Below are 15189 nucleotides of genomic sequence, written 5' to 3'. Positions count from 1 at the left end.
TAAAAAAAATCCAATATAAATTCCCTTAAAGAAATATATTTTCCTAATAGGAAAATAATGATAGACGATTCAGATCACATGATTGAAAAGTTTTTAAGGGAAATTTCCATGCCAAAAACAGATTTAGCGCAATATATTTTAAAAATTACCTGTCCAGCAGCATCTGGTATTGTTGCCGCTATTAGTGGATATCTGGCAGCACAACAGTGCTACATCAGTGAGATGGCACAATACGATGATGAAACTACAGGTCAGTTTTTTACCCGAATTGTCTTTCGCTTCAATGAAGGGGATGGAGATATTGAAGCCTTGAAACAGGGCTTTGATGCAGTTAAAGCGCAGTTCAACATGCAGGCGAGTTTTTATGACTGTGCCCAGCCGATGAAGGTGCTGATCATGGTCAGTAAGTTCGACCACTGTCTGTTGAATCTACTTTACCGTCATCACAAGGGTGAACTGGACTTTGAAATCACCGCGATTGTTTCCAACCATCTGGATCTACGTCCCATTGCTGAACGTGAAGGCATCCGCTTTATCTATCTGCCAGTCACCAAGGACACCAAACAACAGCAGGAAGCGGAACTGCTCAAAATTGTCGATGAAACCCAGACTCAACTGGTCATTCTTGCCCGTTACATGCAGATCCTTTCCGACAACCTCTGCAAGCAGCTGTCTGGTCGTGCCATCAACATTCACCATTCCTTCTTGCCTGGCTTTAAAGGTGCAAAACCTTACCATCAGGCTTTTGAGCGCGGGGTGAAACTGATTGGAGCAACGGCACACTTTGTCACAGGTGACCTGGATGAAGGTCCGATCATTGAACAGGAAGTGCAGCGTGTGGATCATGCCTATTTACCGGATGACCTGGTTTCCATAGGTCGTGATACCGAAACAGTTGCCCTGTCCAAAGCGGTGAAATATTTTGTCGAGCACCGTGTATTCCTTAACGATGACCGTACGGTGATATTCAAATGAACAGTAGCGTAAATTTAACTCAGTCTGCGCAGATCATTGATGGCAAGGCAACCGCCACTGCTGTACTTGAAGAAGTTAAAGCAGATGTTCTGGAATTTAAATCTAAAGGTATTGAGCCTTGTCTGGCCGTAGTTTTAATCGGTGATGATCCTGCCAGCCATGTCTACGTACGTAATAAAGTAGAAAAAGCTCAGTTTGTTGGTATCCGTTCGCTAGAGTTTCGTATGGATGCTAATACTGCAGAAGAGGTACTGCTGGCAAAAATTGATGAACTGAATGCAGATGCAAGTGTGCATGGCATCTTGGTGCAGCTGCCATTACCAAAACATATCAATGAAACCGCAGTGCTGGAACGTATTGATCCAAAAAAAGATGTCGACGGTTTCCATAGTGAGAACGTAGGTGGTTTAAGCCAAGGCCGTGATGTGCTGACACCATGCACACCAACAGGTTGTATCCGCCTGCTCAAAGACACATTGGGTAATGATTTAAGTGGCCTACATGCGGTAGTGGTCGGACGTTCAAATATTGTAGGCAAACCTATGGCCGCGTTGCTTTTAAAAGAAAGCTGCACGGTAACAGTTGTCCATTCAAAAACCAAAAATATTCAGCAGCTGTGTAAGCAGGCAGATATTGTGATTGCGGCTGTCGGCCGACCTTTGATGCTCAACACAGATTATCTCAATGAAAACGCAGTCGTGATTGATGTAGGCATCAACCGCATTCAGGTGAATGGCAAAAACCGCCTAGTTGGTGATGTGGATTTTGGTGCTGTAGTTGAGCATGTCAAGGCAATCACACCAGTTCCGGGCGGGGTAGGGCCGATGACGATTGCCTATCTTATGAAAAATACGCTTGATGCGGCCAGATTACAGACAAAAGTATTTTAAAAAATAAAACAGGTATCAGAGATACCGTGGAGGAAAACATATGCCACTTGGACTACTCAAATATGGATTAAGCAGTGAATATCCAGTTGAAGTGGATTTGCCTCCACCGAAGGACCTTAAATCACACTATGACGTGGTCATCATCGGCGGTGGTGGGCATGGCTTGGCAACCGCCTATTACTTGGCTAAATATGAAGGCATCACCAATATCGCTGTATTGGAGAAAGCCTATTTAGGTGGGGGAAATACTGCACGTAACACGGCTGTGATTCGCTCTAATTACCTGACTTCAGAAGGTGTGAAATTCTATGCTGAATCGGTCAACATGTTTAAGAATCTTTCCAATGAGTTTGATTTCAACATCATGTATTCCGAGCGTGGTCAGTTAACCTTAGCGCATACTGATTCAACAGTCCGCGCATTTCGTCAGCGTGCCGAAGTCAATAAACATTTTGGTGGGCGTACAGAATTGATTGACCGCCAGCAGATCAAGGAACTGGTGCCATGTCTAAACCTGGATCCTGCACATTTGCCGGTGCTGGCAGGTCTATGGCATATCGATGGGGCAACTGCACGTCATGATGCGGTAGCATGGGGCTATGCCAAAGGGGCTGCCAAACGTGGTGTGGAGATTCACCAGTTAACTGAAGTACAAGATTTTGTCACTGAAGGCAACCGTGTGACTGCAGTAAAAACCAATCGCGGTACTGTGCAGTGTGGCTGTGTGGTACAGGCGATTGCCGGTGCTTCTAGCTTGCTCATGAATAAACTCCATATCCGTTCACCGATTCATACTTTTCCTTTGCAAGCGATGGTCTCACAGCCATTTAAGCCATTTATCAATCCATTGGTGAGTTCTTCGGCATTGCACTGTTATGTCCAGCAAACCAGTCGGGGGGAAATTGTTTTTGGTGGTGGTTCTGATCCATACCCACTGTATAACACCCGATCTACCCTAGATTTAAAAGAAAGCCTGCTTGCACATGCCATTGAAATGTTTCCGTTCATGGCGAATGCCAAGTTAATGCGCCAATGGGCTGGTATCACGGATATGACCCCGGATTACAGTCCAATTATGGGTAAATCACCGTATGACAACTATTACCTGGATGCTGGCTGGGGAACATGGGGCTTCAAGTCAACACCAATCTGCGGCAAGACCATGGCTGAACTGGTCGCCACTGGCAAGACCCCTGAACTGATCAAGCCATTTGAACTATCACGTTTCAGTCGATTCCAGCAAGTCAATGAAATGGGCGCAACTGCGGCGAGCCACTAAGGAGATATGCCATGAAAATAATGATTTGTCCTCTCAATGGTCCGCGCAATATCAGTGAATTCACCTATGGCGGTGAAGTGCGTGAAATGCCGGACCAGAATACATGCACTGATCAGGAATGGGCCGATTATGTGTTTAATAAAGATAATTTAATTGGAATCGTACGTGAATGGTGGATGCATACACCAAGCAGTTACTGGTTCATTGCTGAGCGGCATACTGCATCAGATGAAATTATCCGTACTTATGATGCTAAAGAAATTTTTAATCAACGTGTTGATTTTAAAGTAGAAGAAAAACCAGCACAGTCTGCTGAACAAAAAGGGGTAGTTGCATGACAAAAACAGGCTTAGATAGACTTCCTGCACCTTATGGACTGCTCATTGACCGCGATCAACAAGTGCAGTTTGAATTTGACCAGCAGAAATTCAGCGGCTTTGCCGGTGACAGTATCGCCAGTGCTCTGATCGCCAGTGGGCGCTGGATCATGTCGCGTTCATTTAAATACCACCGTCCGCGTGCGCCACTGACCATGGCGGGTCAGGATGCCAATACCCTGATCCAGTTGCCACAAGAACCAAATGTCCTGGCAGACTGCACAGATATCCAGACAATCACAACCTCTTCAGGGCAAAATTTTTCAGGTTCTTTACTGAAAGACTCAGACGCATTTTTAGGCAAGTTTTCTAAATTCATGCCAGTAGGCTTTTATTACCGTTCTTTTTATAAGCCAAAAGGTGTGTGGAAACTCTGGGAACCGATGATCCGTAAAAAAGCCGGACTGGGTGTGCTGGATCTGAATTTCGAGCCGGAATACTACGACAAAGCATACTTATTTACTGATGTTGCCGTGATTGGTGCTGGTCCAGCAGGACTGAAAGCAGCGATTACAGCAGCTGATGCTGGCTTGAAAGTATTACTGATTGAACAGGAAAAAGTACTCGGCGGCAGTCTGAACTATGCGCGTTTTGATATAGCAGGTCAGCTAGCGAATCAATTAAGAAATGAGCTGGTACAGATGGCTGAACAACATGCCAATATCACAGTACTGAAAGAAGCAGTATGTAATGCTTGGTTCACCGATCACTATTTGCCTGTAATTCAAGGCAAACGCATGTATAAAGTCCGTGCGAAACAGTGCATTGTGGCCAGTGGCAGTTTTGATCAGCCAGTTGTATTTAGAAACAATGATTTACCGGGGGTGATTTTAACGAGTGCCGTACAGCGTTTAGTCAAGTTGTATGCGGTAAAGCCAGGCCAAAAAGTAGTGATTCTTACCGGTAATGATGATGGTTATCTGGCTGCACTTGATTTGCTTGAAGCTGGTGTTGCGGTTCAGGCTCTGGTAGATATGCGTGCAGGTGCTGCTGATACGGCATTGCAACGGATTGTTTCTTCCACAGTGAAATGCTATTTCAGAAGTACTGTTTATGAGGCACAGCATGACCGTGCGATGCAACACCTCACTGGTGTGGATATTTGCCAGATCACTGCAGCAGGTCAGGTCACTAAAGATTCACTTCATCTGGAATGTGATGTACTGGCGATGTCATCAGGCTATATGCCAGTGTATCAACTGTTGTGTCAGGCAGGTGCTAAGCTGAGCTATGCTGATAGCCGGGCACAGTTCAGTATTACTGGGTTGCCAAAAGGTTTGCAAATTGCAGGTTCGGTACATGGTGTACATGCGATTGAGAATGTCCTGAAAGATGCAGAGCATACTGCACAGAATGCGATACGTTCTATCCAGGAAAATACACAATTTGATGATGAACTGAGCTTTACTGAGGCACCGGTTAACTTCCCATGGCCGATGTTTGAGCATCCTAAAGGCAAGGAGTTTGTCGACTTTGATGAAGATCTGCAAATCCGTGACATTATCAATGCAACCAAGAGCGGTTACCGTGACGTACAGCTGGTTAAGCGTTTCTCAACTGTCGGCATGGGACCATCGCAAGGCCGTCATTCAGCTTTGCCAACCGCACGTTTAGTCGCGAAATATACTGATCGCAGTGTGAGTGAAACTGGCGTGACAACAGCCCGTCCTCCTTTTACTGCAGAAAAACTGGCACATATTGCTGGGCGTGGTTTTGATCCGTACCGTCAGACACCAATACATCAGCGTCACTTAGAGCTTGGTGCGAAAATGATGCCTGCAGGCAACTGGCAACGTCCGGCATTTTATGGGCCTGCAGAGCAGCGTTTGAAAAATATCGAACGTGAAGCACTCAACGTGCGCCAGAATGTGGGCATAATCGATGTATCAACTTTGGGTGGTTTAGAAATCCGTGGTGCAGACAGTGCCGAATTCCTGAACCGTTTGTATACCTTTGCTTTTGCAAAATTACCAGTCGGTAAAACCCGCTATGCAGTGATGGCTGCAGAAGATGGTGTGGTGATTGATGATGGGGTAGCCGGCCGTATCAATGAACGGCATTTTTATGTCACAGCAACCACCAGTGGTGTCGACCGTATCTACCAGCAAATGCTGAAATGGAATGCACAGTGGCGCCTGAATGTGGATATTACTAATGTGACTACGGCATTTGCTGCAGTGAATGTCGCCGGACCAAACTCCCGCGCATTAATGCAAAAAGTGTGTACCGATGTAGATTTCAGTAATGAAGCCTTCCCGTATCTAGGTCTAAGACTGGGCACGATTCAAGGTATCCCGGTCCGTCTACTCCGTGTCGGGTTTGTAGGGGAATTGGGCTATGAAATTCACTATCCAGCACGCTATGGTGAATTTGTCTGGGATCTGCTGATGGAAGCTGGCAAGGCGTGGAATATGCAGCCGTTTGGTGTGGAAACCCAGCGTCTATTACGTCTTGAAAAAGGCCATATTATCATTAGCCAGGATACAGATGGCATGACGCATCCGAAGGAATGTGATCTCAGCTGGGCAGTGGCAAAATCAAAACCATGGTTTGTGGGTAAGCGTTCGATCGAAATCCTGACATCCCAGCCTTTAAAACGCAAACTGGTTTCTTTCGTGCTAGACAAGACTAAGACTCAACCCCTGGAAGGACATATCGTATTAGAAGGTGAAGATATTTCGGGCAATATTACTTCTTGTGAGTATTCACCAAGCTTAGACAAGATTATTGGCATGGCTTATGTGGGCATCAATCAAAGTACAGAAGGTCAGACTTTCCCGATCCGTGTCGAGAAAGGCGAAATTGTGCAAGCCACCGTAGTCAAAGCCCCATTCTACGATCCAGAAAACCAACGTCAGGAGATTTAAACGATGCAAAATCTATATCAGGCAGAGCGCAGTTTAATTCAGCGCACATTTGAAAAATATGATGCTTATGGTTCAGGCAAATATTTTCTGACTACACCAAATCAGCAGGAGCAGCTTAAACGCTGCGGCCTGATTGATCTGACTCATTTATCTCGTGTTGGCTTCCGTGGTGTAGATGCAGAGACATATTTGCAGCAAAAAGGATATCGCACACCAGAAGTACCAAATACCGTACTTGCACAGGACGATGGCAGTTTTGTTGGGTGTCTGTCTGCAACTGAATATCTGGTTCTAGGATCATTAAAGGATTTCGGTGACAAAGCCGCTGCACTTGAAGCTGATTGGCAGATGGATGAGTCTCTCAATTATTTGTTACCTCGCCAAGATAGCCATGCATGGATGATGCTTACTGGAGATTATGTATCAGCCATTATGGCGAAGCTTTGCGGTGTTGACCTCAGTTCCGAAGAATTTAAGCCGGGTCAGATCGTGCAGACTTCAGTAGCACGTATTAATGCGATTGTGCTGAATGTCAGCGATGAAATCTGTCCGAAATTTAGCATTCTGTGTGATCGCTCTGCATCATTGTATTTATGGGAAGTGCTGATTGATGCAATAATTGAATTTAACGGTAAAGTAATAGGTGTTAACACACTACTTTAAAGTTCCTCCAACTATAAGCCCTTCCATATGGCTGCTGGTATCAATCGGCAGCCATATCATTTTTACGTTCCCAAAGCTCAACCAGTGTTATTTTCTTGAAAATTAAACGTATTAAGTAGGGTAGATTTCTATAATTTTTAGCCCTTGAATACGCTTTAAGTATGTTGAACTACTAGCTATTGATTATTGTTATTCCCAAGTAGAAATGTCCTACCTAATAACCAAATAGAAATGTCCTAAAACTATGTTGGGATTAACTTCATTTTTTTCAGGGAGTGTTTTATTAGCGGCCAGTCTAAGGTCTGTGATCCGGCTTGCCAGAATTTCATCGTGTTTGATGGTGCCTGCTTCTTTTAGGGAAAGGACTAGATGATCAAATAGTTTTTTATCCATTAAATTGTCCTTTCTAAAGTAAAATCGATTTCTTTTATTGCTTTGAAAAAAATTCTGCCCAAAACTCTACGCCTAAATTTACTAAGGAAGGATCAGTTTCAAATAATTCCTTCAAATTTTGTGCACTCGTATCTGATTTCCAAAATAGGCTATGTAAAGTGACTGACTGCTTTGCAATATTCATCGTATTTTCATCTGAATAGCGAACGAACAGCGAGATAACCTTTTCATCATTTTCAAAAAGAAAGCAAAAAATGATTTTTTCAGAAGGGTCATGTCCTAAAATTCCATCTCTTTTCATAGGTTTTAGTACTCATTTCATCAAGTTAACAGAAGGCAATTTCAATACTTCTGATTTTATAAATTTTACTCTTTCAATGATGCAGAATCCTTTATCTATTTCTAATAATCAGTCTTTTAGAATGAGTTTTATACAAAAAATGAGGGAAAAACTCCCTCATTTTTCTTAGTGTTGTTCATGTTCTTTGTAGTACTGATGCTGTCTTCTGGAATTATGCTTCCAACTTTTAGCAACTTTATAGACATATGCTGGAAGATCATCCCATGCTTCAGCTAGACCAGGCCCTCGCGCTACACGAAGTTTAAGAGGATAGTCTTTATATTCAATGCAATGAATTGAATAAAAGCTTTTCTCTTGGTGTGTACTGAATTTTTTATGATAAACGCTTTTCACATTAGGAAAGCGTTTATAAAAATAATCATTAGGATGTGGCTTTTTTACAGATTGATGATACTGAGATCTCAGTCTTTTCATGATTCCTCCTAGGTAACATTACCTAGAAGGGATCCTGTGCAAAGTAGTTCATCCTATTGCTCCTAATCTAAAGGGTGATTTTTGAATTCTTCAATATTGTTTCACACAGAATTTTACGTATGCATATTTGATAGCCTTTACCCTCAGAATTATATAAGAACTCAGCTTTTTAAATCTAAATAATCAAAAAGATGAAAATTAATATTCAATAATACTACATAGTGGTATATGATAAATTACTACAGGGTAGTATGAACATCAGCAATGTATACAATATGTGAAACCCCATTATTTACTAAATACTGTCTTGTTTATTGGTCCCAGGAAGAGTACGAAGAATTTAAAACATTCTTGGCATTAAATCCTGAAGCTGGAGATGTAGAGCCTAATTCAGGTGGTATTCGTAAAATTAGATGGACGAGCGGGGGCAGAGGTAAAAGTGCTGGTGTCAGAGTCATCTACTTTAATCGTTTAACAAATGGAGAGATCTGGCTATTAACTCTGTACAGTAAAAAGCAAACGGTACAGCTTAGTAAGAAAACTCTTCAAGCATTGGTGGAGAAATTAAATGACTCGTTTAATGACTGAAAAAGAACTCGAAGCTTTTGAAGCAACAAGAGATATTGAAGCTGAAATATTGCAAGGTATAGATGATATGCTTGCTAATAATGCTGCTAAAAGAACTGTAATCACTGAGACAGATGTAGCATTAGCTCGTAGAAAGGCACAACTTACACAAGAACAGTTTGCCAAACTCCTTGGTGTTTCAAGACGTACACTTGAATCTTGGGAACAAGGTGCTAGAAGACCTTCAGGAGCCGCAACATCACTTATTAGATTATTTATTGTTGATCCAAAATTTGTAAAAGAAAGCCTAGCTTGATTTAGATAGCTCTCGATTAAGGGCTATTCGCTATTACTAGATTCGAGAACTATTATGAAGCATTTAGGATTTGTCGGAAAAAGTACAGAATATCTTGGATATACGCATGTTGAAATTATTAATAGTTCTCTACGGCTATCCTTCAATGTCCCATCCCAGAATAATCTAGAAGAAGCTTTTAGAAAAATCGTAGAAAACAACTATGATTTACTGATGTCGACTTCAGCAGAAATCTCATTTGAGTTAGAGAGCGAAATTATTACAAAGGTTGAAAACATAATTAAACAGCAAGGTATTGAACTAGAAGAGTTTATTCAAGATACGCTAATTAAATTTATCAATCAAAACCAATTAGATACTACTGCTCGCTAATTACTATATTCAGACTATAAAAAACCCTGGCATCCTGCCAGGGTTTTTTACTTTTTCTTAGTGTGCGGTTATGCCCTCTGGTCCATGTGTAATAACTTATAATTATTGTTTTATGTTATGGAACTTCCTGTTCCTGATGACTTCATCATAGGAAATTTGAGGTCATCTAAATAGCCGCAAAGGACCGATATCCTTGTACGTTCTAACCTACAAAATAGCCTAAATTTTATCCACAGCAATTGGGGATAATTTCGCAACCTGGATCCGCATGAAATGGGCACTGACTATTAAATTGATTATTTAATAACCAATTTTCTTGGCAAAATGTTACAGATTCGCTTAAAAACTCATCGACTTATTACAAAAGTGGATTTCTGCTGATTTCTTAGTCATGACTAAATTTTTAAGTTGTTGATTTTAAAATAATATACAAGTGTACTTCGTATAATATCCATTATATTAAATGGAGCGGATTATTCTCATTAATGTTCCCAAAAGCTTTTCTCCATGCCTGAGGGCTTGTACTGTATTTTTCACGGAAATTCTTTCTAAATGACACGGTATTGTTGAACCCTGCAAGTTCGGTAATCTTTTCGATAGACAAGCTTGTGGTTTCTAATAATTCACAGCTAAACCTAATTCTTTCGGTATTTAGCCAATCAACTGGCGTCATACCAGTGGCTTTTTTAAAGTGTCGTGTAAATGTTCTACGTGTCATATGAGCACGTTTAGCTAAGCTTTCAATACTATGCTGTATCGCTAAATTTTGTCTTAAGAAATCGAGTAAAAGGTTAATTTGAGCATCTTGACCAGATTTGGCTACTGGTTGCTCAATGAATTGTGCCTGTCCACCTTCACGATGAGGGGGAATGACCATAACTCGGGAAACCTTATTAGCAATATGTGCATTATAAATTTCACGTACCAAGTATAAACAGCAATCTAGTGCAGCACCTGTTCCTGCAGAGGTGACAATCCTTTGGTCTTCTACGTACAGGGCATCATGATCAAGTTGAACCTGTGGAAACCGCTTACTGAAATCTTGTTCAGCCATCCAATGTGTTGCTGCCTTTTTATGGTTGAGTAAGCCTGCATATGCCAATGCATAAGTGCCATAACACAAACCGACTATTCTAGATCCATTTTTATGTGCTTGATTTAGTTTATCTATTAGCATCTGTTCAGGTACATGATTGAAATCGTCCCAGCCCGGAATGATGACAAGATCAAAGTCATTAATAAGTTCGACTCCACCATCAGGCATAATTGACATGGCACTTCCAGTTTTGACAGGTTGGTTGTCAAGAGAGAATATTTTCAGCTCGAATAAAGGTTTATCGCCAATCTTTGTATTAAAAATAATATGAGGAACTGAAAAGTGAAATGGATTTATATTCGGATATATAAATAGTCCTATACGAGGTATCGCCACTTCAAATTTCTCCATTAAAAATGTAAATATAGCATTTTGTCCTAATAGTTTCGATGATTGTCCTTAAGGACAATTTTATTGTTTAATTTTTCCTATCATGATTCGAGTATGACTAAATGATTGGATCTGGAACATGAATAAAATTTTAAGTAGCTCTGTTATTGCACTCTCTCTGGCAATGGCTTCAGTCCATTTATATGCGAATGATAAGGTGGTTCAGCGAGATACTTCTAAAGTTACGCATATACAAGAAATTCGCAATGCAACGATTAAAGTAACCTATGCTGATACGACTTTTTTAATTGACCCAATGTTTGCTAAAAAAGGGTTCTATGAAGGTTTTCCTGATACTCATCGTAGCTATTTACGGAACCCATTAGTCGATTTGCCTATCAAGCCCGAAACGATTTTAGAAGGTGTAGATGCGGTAATCGTGACCCATACCCATTTAGATCATTGGGATGATGCAGCACAAGCGGCGATTCCGAAAGATATGCCTTTATTCGTACAGAATAAAGAAGACCAGAAAATCATTCAGTCACAAGGCTTCAAAGATGTTCGTGTATTAACTCAAGCGACCTTTGAAGGGATTAAGCTCACTAAAACTGGTGGTCAACACGGTACTGATGCCATGTACCGTATTCCTAAGCTTAAAGCTGGATTAGGTGAAGCAATGGGTGTGGTATTTGAAGCTGCTGGCCATGAAACGGTTTATGTGGCAGGAGATACCATCTGGCGTTCTGAAGTTGATCAAGCGATTCAAACATTTAAACCTGATGTAATTGTATTGAATACTGGTAATGCTTTGGTTGATGGCTTTAAAGAATCCATTATTATGGGCAAAGAAGATACTTATCGTGCAACTCAGAAAGCACCAAATGCTAAAGTGGTTGCTGTTCACATGGATGCAATTAACCACATGTCGGTAACACGTGCTGAGCTTGCAGAGTACGTAAAAGACAAAGGAATCCAAGATAAGGTTTTAATTCCTATCGATGGTGAAACGCTTTCCTTCTAAAGTAACTTAAAGAAGTGGAAGCATTCCACTTCTTTAAAATATAAGTAGAACAAAACAAATATTAGTTAAGTAAAGGAATAGGTATGTCAAAATCAGTTTTATTAGTTATCGACTTACAAAATGAATATCTACCTACAGGTAAATTACCATTGGTAAATATTGAACAAGCTGCTGCTAATGCAGTGAACGTAATTGCGAAGGCCCGTCAACTGGGTACTCAAGTGATTCATGTCCAACATATTGCTGATGCTGAATCTCCTATATTTGAACCTAGCTCAAATGGTATTGAATTTCAGGACACAGTTAAGCCGCAAGAAGATGAAGCTGTAATCATTAAAAATCACATCAATGCGTTCTTAAATACGAATCTCAAAGAAATTTTAGATAGCAATCAAGTGACTGAGTTAGTCGTGATTGGTGCTATGACCCATATGTGTGTTGATGCTGCTGTTCGTGCTGCTTCTGATTTTGGTTATAAGGTAAAAGTGATACATGATGCTTGTGCAACACTAGACTTGGAATTTAATGGCGTTAAAGTACCTGCTGGTCATGTCCATGCAACATTAATGGCCGCTTTTGAATTTGCATATGCTCAAGTAATATCAACTGAAGATTATGTTGGCTAAAGCTTAAGATTTCCTAAAATTAACATAATACACCTTATACGAAGCTAAAAATGGGAGCCTTTGGGTCCCATTTTTACTATATTTTTTAAAGTTTTAGGCGTGCTGTACTGTGAGTTTTAGGCCTAAAGCATTCACTACACGATTAATCGTGTCAAAACGTGGTGCTGAATCCTGACGTAGGGCTTTGTACAGTGCCTCACGCCCAATTCCTGCTTCTTTCGCAATTTGAGTCATGCCACGAGCTTTTGCAATTACACCAAGCGCATGAGCTAATTCAGCTGGATCATTCTCTTCAAGAACCATATTGAGATACATCACAATGTCTTCTTCAGTTTTGAGTGACTCAGCCATATCAAAACTTGGTAAATCAGAAACTTTAACCATTTTAATCCTCCAATGTTTTCGATAATTTGACTGCTCGCTTGATATCGTCTTGCTGTGTAGATTTATCTCCTCCACCAAGCATCACAATAACAACATCACCATGCTGGATGTAATACATCCGCCAGCCTGATCCAAAGAACTCCCTCATTTCCCAAACCCCATCTTGTAAGGGCTTAATATCTCCCCAATTACCACGTTGAACCTTATCTAATCTACGATTCAAGCGAATTCGGGTCATATTGTCTTTAATGCCATCTAACCATTCATCAAACTCAGGTAGACGTTTAATTTCAATCATGAGGATTCCTTTTCTTCTCACTTAATTGTATTCGATCGAATACAATATGCAAGTATATTCATCCTGTGATTTGTTAATTTTGTATAACCACCATTATGTTAAGTGAGGCTTATCTAAGGTCAATAAATAGAAAATGATTTATGCTTAGAAAGCTTGCATCAATAAAATCTTAAAATTATGAAAAATAGTGGTAGTTGCTTGTGTGGTAAGGTTGAATTCCTAGTCAATAAAGATATTGAGACGATGTATCACTGTCATTGCAGTTTATGTCGTAAACAAAGTGGTACTGGAGCAAATTCAGCTACGTTGGTGAATGAGACGTTATTTGAGTGGGTTTCTGGTACGGATTCAATTGGCATATTTAAAAAAGATTCAGGCTTTACTTCTTGCTTTTGTACGGGTTGTGGATCTCCAATTCCTAACAAAGTTGGAAATAGCTCATTCATATGGATTCCACTTGGATTATTAAATGAAGTGCCTGTAATTAAGAAAAGACTAGGGTTTTGTCTTACGTCAAAGATTAATTGGTCGCCTGTAATAGCACTAGATAAAGAATACTTAGAGTTACCAAGCTGGAATGAACTAGAAGATTATTTTGATTAATCTAATTTAATATCTCCTAAAATTAATATAATACGGATTATACGAAGTGAATAGCCACCGATTTTGTAGACACCTTTTAGTTAGATTGGACTGCCACCACTCTCCTAGACAAATTTCGTCTATTCTTTTTGCATAGGAGAGAACATTATGAGTGGACAACGATACACCCCAGAATTTAAAGATGAAGCTGTTAAATTGATTACTGAACGTGGATATTCTGTCACCGATGTGGCAGAACGTTTAGGTGTATCACAGCACAGCATTTATAAATGGCTAAAGGCCGTACAGCCTTTACGCAACAACCCTGATGAACATGAACTACTCGAAGCAAAGAAAGAAATCCTTCGCCTTAAAAGTCAGCTCAAACAAACTGAAGAGGAACGGGATATTCTAAAAAAGGCCGCAAGGTACTTTGCAAGCCTGCCCGAGTAAAGTATCAGTTTATCCTGGAATACAGCCATCAATTTAAGATTAAAACGATGTGTCGGGTTCTTAAGATTGCTCGTGCTGGCTACTATGCTTGGTTGCATGAACCCGAATCAGGCAGGACTATTGAAGATAAGCGGTTATTACAGCTCATCCGTTCTTCTTATGATGCCAGTTATGGCATCTACGGTTATCGTCGCATTACGCTGGATCTTAAAGAGCTAGGTGAAAGCTGTGGACCTAATCGTGTGCTGAAGATCATGAAGCACAATGGTATTGCCGCTGTTCGAGGATATAAGAAGCATAAAAGCTATGGTCGTGGTCGTCCTCAGATTGTGCCACCTAACCATTTAAATCGAGAATTTGTTGTAAACACACCGGATACCTCTTGGGTGACTGATATTACCTACATCCGCACCTGGCAAGGCTGGTTATATCTGGCTGTGGTTCTCGATTTATATTCGAGAAAAGTCATCGGTTGGTCAATGAAACCTACGCTTGCCAAGGATATCGTTTTGGATGCACTTTTAATGGCGGTATGGCGACGCAGACCCAATGAACCTGTGATCATACACTCAGACCAAGGCTCACAATACAGTAGCGGAGACTGGCAGAAATTCTGTCAGAAGCATAATTTAGTTCCGAGTATGAGTCGTCGTGGAAACTGTTGGGACAATGCTGTTGCTGAATCCTTTTTTAGCAGCTTGAAGAAGGAAAGAATTAAAAAGAGGATCTATAAAACACGAGAAATGGCTCGTGCAGATGTATTTGATTACATCGAGATGTTTTACAATCGAATCAGGCGTCATTCGCATCTCGATGGGATGAGTCCGGAAGCCTTTGAGGCAGCTTCAAAATGAGGCCGTCTCGTGTCTAGGATACTGGGAGCAGTCCATGAAACCTAGTAAATGTCCATTGGTAATACTGC

At 40.9% G+C, this 15189-nt stretch carries 19 protein-coding genes; 13 read left to right on the top strand and 6 right to left on the bottom strand.

The features are described from left to right. The first annotated feature begins 108 nt into the window (after window positions 1–108). The 6 genes from purU to BS636_RS15975 are packed head-to-tail and all read left to right on the top strand — an operon-like array spanning window position 109 to window position 7051. Entirely contained in the window at window positions 109–975 is an 867-nt protein-coding gene (gene purU / locus BS636_RS16000) for a formyltetrahydrofolate deformylase (protein ID WP_099339774.1), read from the top strand. Continuing rightward, window positions 972–1865 carry a bifunctional 5,10-methylenetetrahydrofolate dehydrogenase/5,10-methenyltetrahydrofolate cyclohydrolase gene (locus tag BS636_RS15995; protein ID WP_099339773.1) on the top strand — a complete coding sequence of 298 codons (894 nt, stop codon included), beginning with the start codon at window positions 972–974 and terminating at the stop codon, window positions 1863–1865. Before purU ends, BS636_RS15995 begins: the two co-directional genes overlap by 4 nt. Before the next feature lie 40 nt (window positions 1866–1905). Continuing rightward, window positions 1906–3144, top strand: coding sequence for an FAD-dependent oxidoreductase (locus BS636_RS15990; RefSeq protein WP_099339772.1), 1239 nt, complete (start codon window positions 1906–1908; stop codon window positions 3142–3144). A gap of 11 nt (window positions 3145–3155) precedes the next feature. Beyond that, window positions 3156–3482 (top strand): sarcosine oxidase subunit delta, encoded by a 327-nt coding sequence (locus tag BS636_RS15985; protein ID WP_099339771.1) that lies wholly within the window; start codon window positions 3156–3158, stop codon window positions 3480–3482. Continuing rightward, window positions 3479–6388 (top strand): glycine cleavage T C-terminal barrel domain-containing protein, encoded by a 2910-nt coding sequence (locus BS636_RS15980; protein WP_099339770.1) that lies wholly within the window; start codon window positions 3479–3481, stop codon window positions 6386–6388. Before BS636_RS15985 ends, BS636_RS15980 begins: the two co-directional genes overlap by 4 nt. Window positions 6389–6391: 3 nt before the next feature. Further along, window positions 6392–7051, top strand: a complete 660-nt coding sequence (locus BS636_RS15975; protein WP_099339769.1) for a sarcosine oxidase — start codon at window positions 6392–6394, stop codon at window positions 7049–7051. A gap of 210 nt (window positions 7052–7261) precedes the next feature. Here BS636_RS15975 and BS636_RS16675 read toward each other — a convergent pair whose 3' ends face one another. The 3 genes from BS636_RS16675 to BS636_RS15960 form a co-directional block, all read right to left on the bottom strand. Continuing rightward, on the bottom strand, window positions 7262–7444 hold the full coding sequence (locus BS636_RS16675; RefSeq protein WP_099339768.1) for a hypothetical protein: 183 nt from the start codon (window positions 7442–7444) through the stop codon (window positions 7262–7264). A 34-nt stretch (window positions 7445–7478) separates the two neighbouring features. Continuing rightward, on the bottom strand, window positions 7479–7745 hold the full coding sequence (locus BS636_RS15965) for a hypothetical protein (RefSeq protein WP_099339767.1): 267 nt from the start codon (window positions 7743–7745) through the stop codon (window positions 7479–7481). 165 nt (window positions 7746–7910) lie between these two features. Next, window positions 7911–8219, bottom strand: a complete 309-nt coding sequence (locus tag BS636_RS15960; protein WP_099339766.1) for a hypothetical protein — start codon at window positions 8217–8219, stop codon at window positions 7911–7913. Window positions 8220–8483: 264 nt separating this feature from the next. Here BS636_RS15960 and BS636_RS15955 point away from each other — a divergent pair, with 264 nt between their 5' ends. The 3 genes from BS636_RS15955 to BS636_RS15945 are packed head-to-tail and all read left to right on the top strand — an operon-like array spanning window position 8484 to window position 9474. Beyond that, window positions 8484–8807 (top strand): transcriptional regulator, encoded by a 324-nt coding sequence (locus BS636_RS15955; protein ID WP_099339765.1) that lies wholly within the window; start codon window positions 8484–8486, stop codon window positions 8805–8807. Beyond that, window positions 8788–9102: a helix-turn-helix domain-containing protein gene (locus BS636_RS15950; RefSeq protein ID WP_099339764.1), complete on the top strand. Its 315-nt coding sequence runs from the start codon at window positions 8788–8790 to the stop codon at window positions 9100–9102. Before BS636_RS15955 ends, BS636_RS15950 begins: the two co-directional genes overlap by 20 nt. Before the next feature lie 54 nt (window positions 9103–9156). Continuing rightward, entirely contained in the window at window positions 9157–9474 is a 318-nt protein-coding gene (locus tag BS636_RS15945) for a hypothetical protein (protein ID WP_099339763.1), read from the top strand. A 454-nt stretch (window positions 9475–9928) separates the two neighbouring features. Here BS636_RS15945 and BS636_RS15935 read toward each other — a convergent pair whose 3' ends face one another. Continuing rightward, window positions 9929–10906, bottom strand: a complete 978-nt coding sequence (locus BS636_RS15935; protein WP_099339807.1) for a GlxA family transcriptional regulator — start codon at window positions 10904–10906, stop codon at window positions 9929–9931. A gap of 133 nt (window positions 10907–11039) precedes the next feature. Here BS636_RS15935 and BS636_RS15930 point away from each other — a divergent pair, with 133 nt between their 5' ends. Continuing rightward, window positions 11040–11924, top strand: coding sequence for an MBL fold metallo-hydrolase (locus BS636_RS15930; protein WP_099339762.1), 885 nt, complete (start codon window positions 11040–11042; stop codon window positions 11922–11924). 83 nt (window positions 11925–12007) lie between these two features. Beyond that, the gene (locus BS636_RS15925) at window positions 12008–12550 is read left to right on the top strand and encodes a cysteine hydrolase family protein (protein ID WP_099339761.1); all 543 of its coding nucleotides are present in this window, start codon (window positions 12008–12010) and stop codon (window positions 12548–12550) included. Between the two features lie 93 nt (window positions 12551–12643). On the opposite strand, the gene BS636_RS15920 is transcribed toward BS636_RS15925, so the two are convergent. Both BS636_RS15920 and BS636_RS15915 read right to left on the bottom strand, forming a co-directional pair. Beyond that, entirely contained in the window at window positions 12644–12934 is a 291-nt protein-coding gene (locus BS636_RS15920; protein WP_099339760.1) for an addiction module antidote protein, read from the bottom strand. A 1-nt stretch (window position 12935) separates the two neighbouring features. Continuing rightward, the gene (locus BS636_RS15915) at window positions 12936–13232 is read right to left on the bottom strand and encodes a type II toxin-antitoxin system RelE/ParE family toxin (protein ID WP_078191612.1); all 297 of its coding nucleotides are present in this window, start codon (window positions 13230–13232) and stop codon (window positions 12936–12938) included. 177 nt (window positions 13233–13409) lie between these two features. Between BS636_RS15915 and BS636_RS15910 the strand changes: the two genes are divergently transcribed. Next, entirely contained in the window at window positions 13410–13835 is a 426-nt protein-coding gene (locus BS636_RS15910; RefSeq protein ID WP_099339759.1) for a GFA family protein, read from the top strand. 147 nt (window positions 13836–13982) lie between these two features. Continuing rightward, a protein-coding gene (locus BS636_RS15905; protein WP_099337213.1) for an IS3 family transposase occupies window positions 13983–15121 on the top strand; the annotation gives its coding sequence in 2 pieces (ribosomal slippage) (window positions 13983–14241 and window positions 14241–15121; 1140 coding nt in all). The last annotated feature ends 68 nt before the right edge of the window (window positions 15122–15189 follow it).

It is taken from the genome of Acinetobacter sp. LoGeW2-3 (assembly GCF_002688565.1).
Classification (GTDB): Bacteria; Pseudomonadota; Gammaproteobacteria; order Pseudomonadales; family Moraxellaceae; genus Acinetobacter.
This window is presented reverse-complemented; position numbering and strand designations above follow the sequence as displayed.

What these genes read in the sequence shown, in the direction of transcription:
- BS636_RS15975 (WP_099339769.1), top strand. Translation starts at nt 6,392, where the DNA reads ATGCAAAATCTATATCAGGCAGAGCGCAGTTTAATTCAGCGCACATTT.
- BS636_RS15990 (WP_099339772.1), top strand. Translation starts at nt 1,906, where the DNA reads ATGCCACTTGGACTACTCAAATATGGATTAAGCAGTGAATATCCAGTT.
- BS636_RS16675 (WP_099339768.1), bottom strand. Translation starts at nt 7,444, where the DNA reads ATGGATAAAAAACTATTTGATCATCTAGTCCTTTCCCTAAAAGAAGCA.
- BS636_RS15930 (WP_099339762.1), top strand. Translation starts at nt 11,040, where the DNA reads ATGAATAAAATTTTAAGTAGCTCTGTTATTGCACTCTCTCTGGCAATG.
- BS636_RS15985 (WP_099339771.1), top strand. Translation starts at nt 3,156, where the DNA reads ATGAAAATAATGATTTGTCCTCTCAATGGTCCGCGCAATATCAGTGAA.
- BS636_RS15910 (WP_099339759.1), top strand. Translation starts at nt 13,410, where the DNA reads ATGAAAAATAGTGGTAGTTGCTTGTGTGGTAAGGTTGAATTCCTAGTC.
- BS636_RS15995 (WP_099339773.1), top strand. Translation starts at nt 972, where the DNA reads ATGAACAGTAGCGTAAATTTAACTCAGTCTGCGCAGATCATTGATGGC.
- purU (WP_099339774.1), top strand. Translation starts at nt 109, where the DNA reads ATGCCAAAAACAGATTTAGCGCAATATATTTTAAAAATTACCTGTCCA.
- BS636_RS15920 (WP_099339760.1), bottom strand. Translation starts at nt 12,934, where the DNA reads ATGGTTAAAGTTTCTGATTTACCAAGTTTTGATATGGCTGAGTCACTC.
- BS636_RS15965 (WP_099339767.1), bottom strand. Translation starts at nt 7,745, where the DNA reads ATGAAAAGAGATGGAATTTTAGGACATGACCCTTCTGAAAAAATCATT.
- BS636_RS15950 (WP_099339764.1), top strand. Translation starts at nt 8,788, where the DNA reads ATGACTCGTTTAATGACTGAAAAAGAACTCGAAGCTTTTGAAGCAACA.
- BS636_RS15915 (WP_078191612.1), bottom strand. Translation starts at nt 13,232, where the DNA reads ATGATTGAAATTAAACGTCTACCTGAGTTTGATGAATGGTTAGATGGC.
- BS636_RS15980 (WP_099339770.1), top strand. Translation starts at nt 3,479, where the DNA reads ATGACAAAAACAGGCTTAGATAGACTTCCTGCACCTTATGGACTGCTC.
- BS636_RS15945 (WP_099339763.1), top strand. Translation starts at nt 9,157, where the DNA reads ATGAAGCATTTAGGATTTGTCGGAAAAAGTACAGAATATCTTGGATAT.
- BS636_RS15955 (WP_099339765.1), top strand. Translation starts at nt 8,484, where the DNA reads ATGTATACAATATGTGAAACCCCATTATTTACTAAATACTGTCTTGTT.
- BS636_RS15960 (WP_099339766.1), bottom strand. Translation starts at nt 8,219, where the DNA reads ATGAAAAGACTGAGATCTCAGTATCATCAATCTGTAAAAAAGCCACAT.
- BS636_RS15925 (WP_099339761.1), top strand. Translation starts at nt 12,008, where the DNA reads ATGTCAAAATCAGTTTTATTAGTTATCGACTTACAAAATGAATATCTA.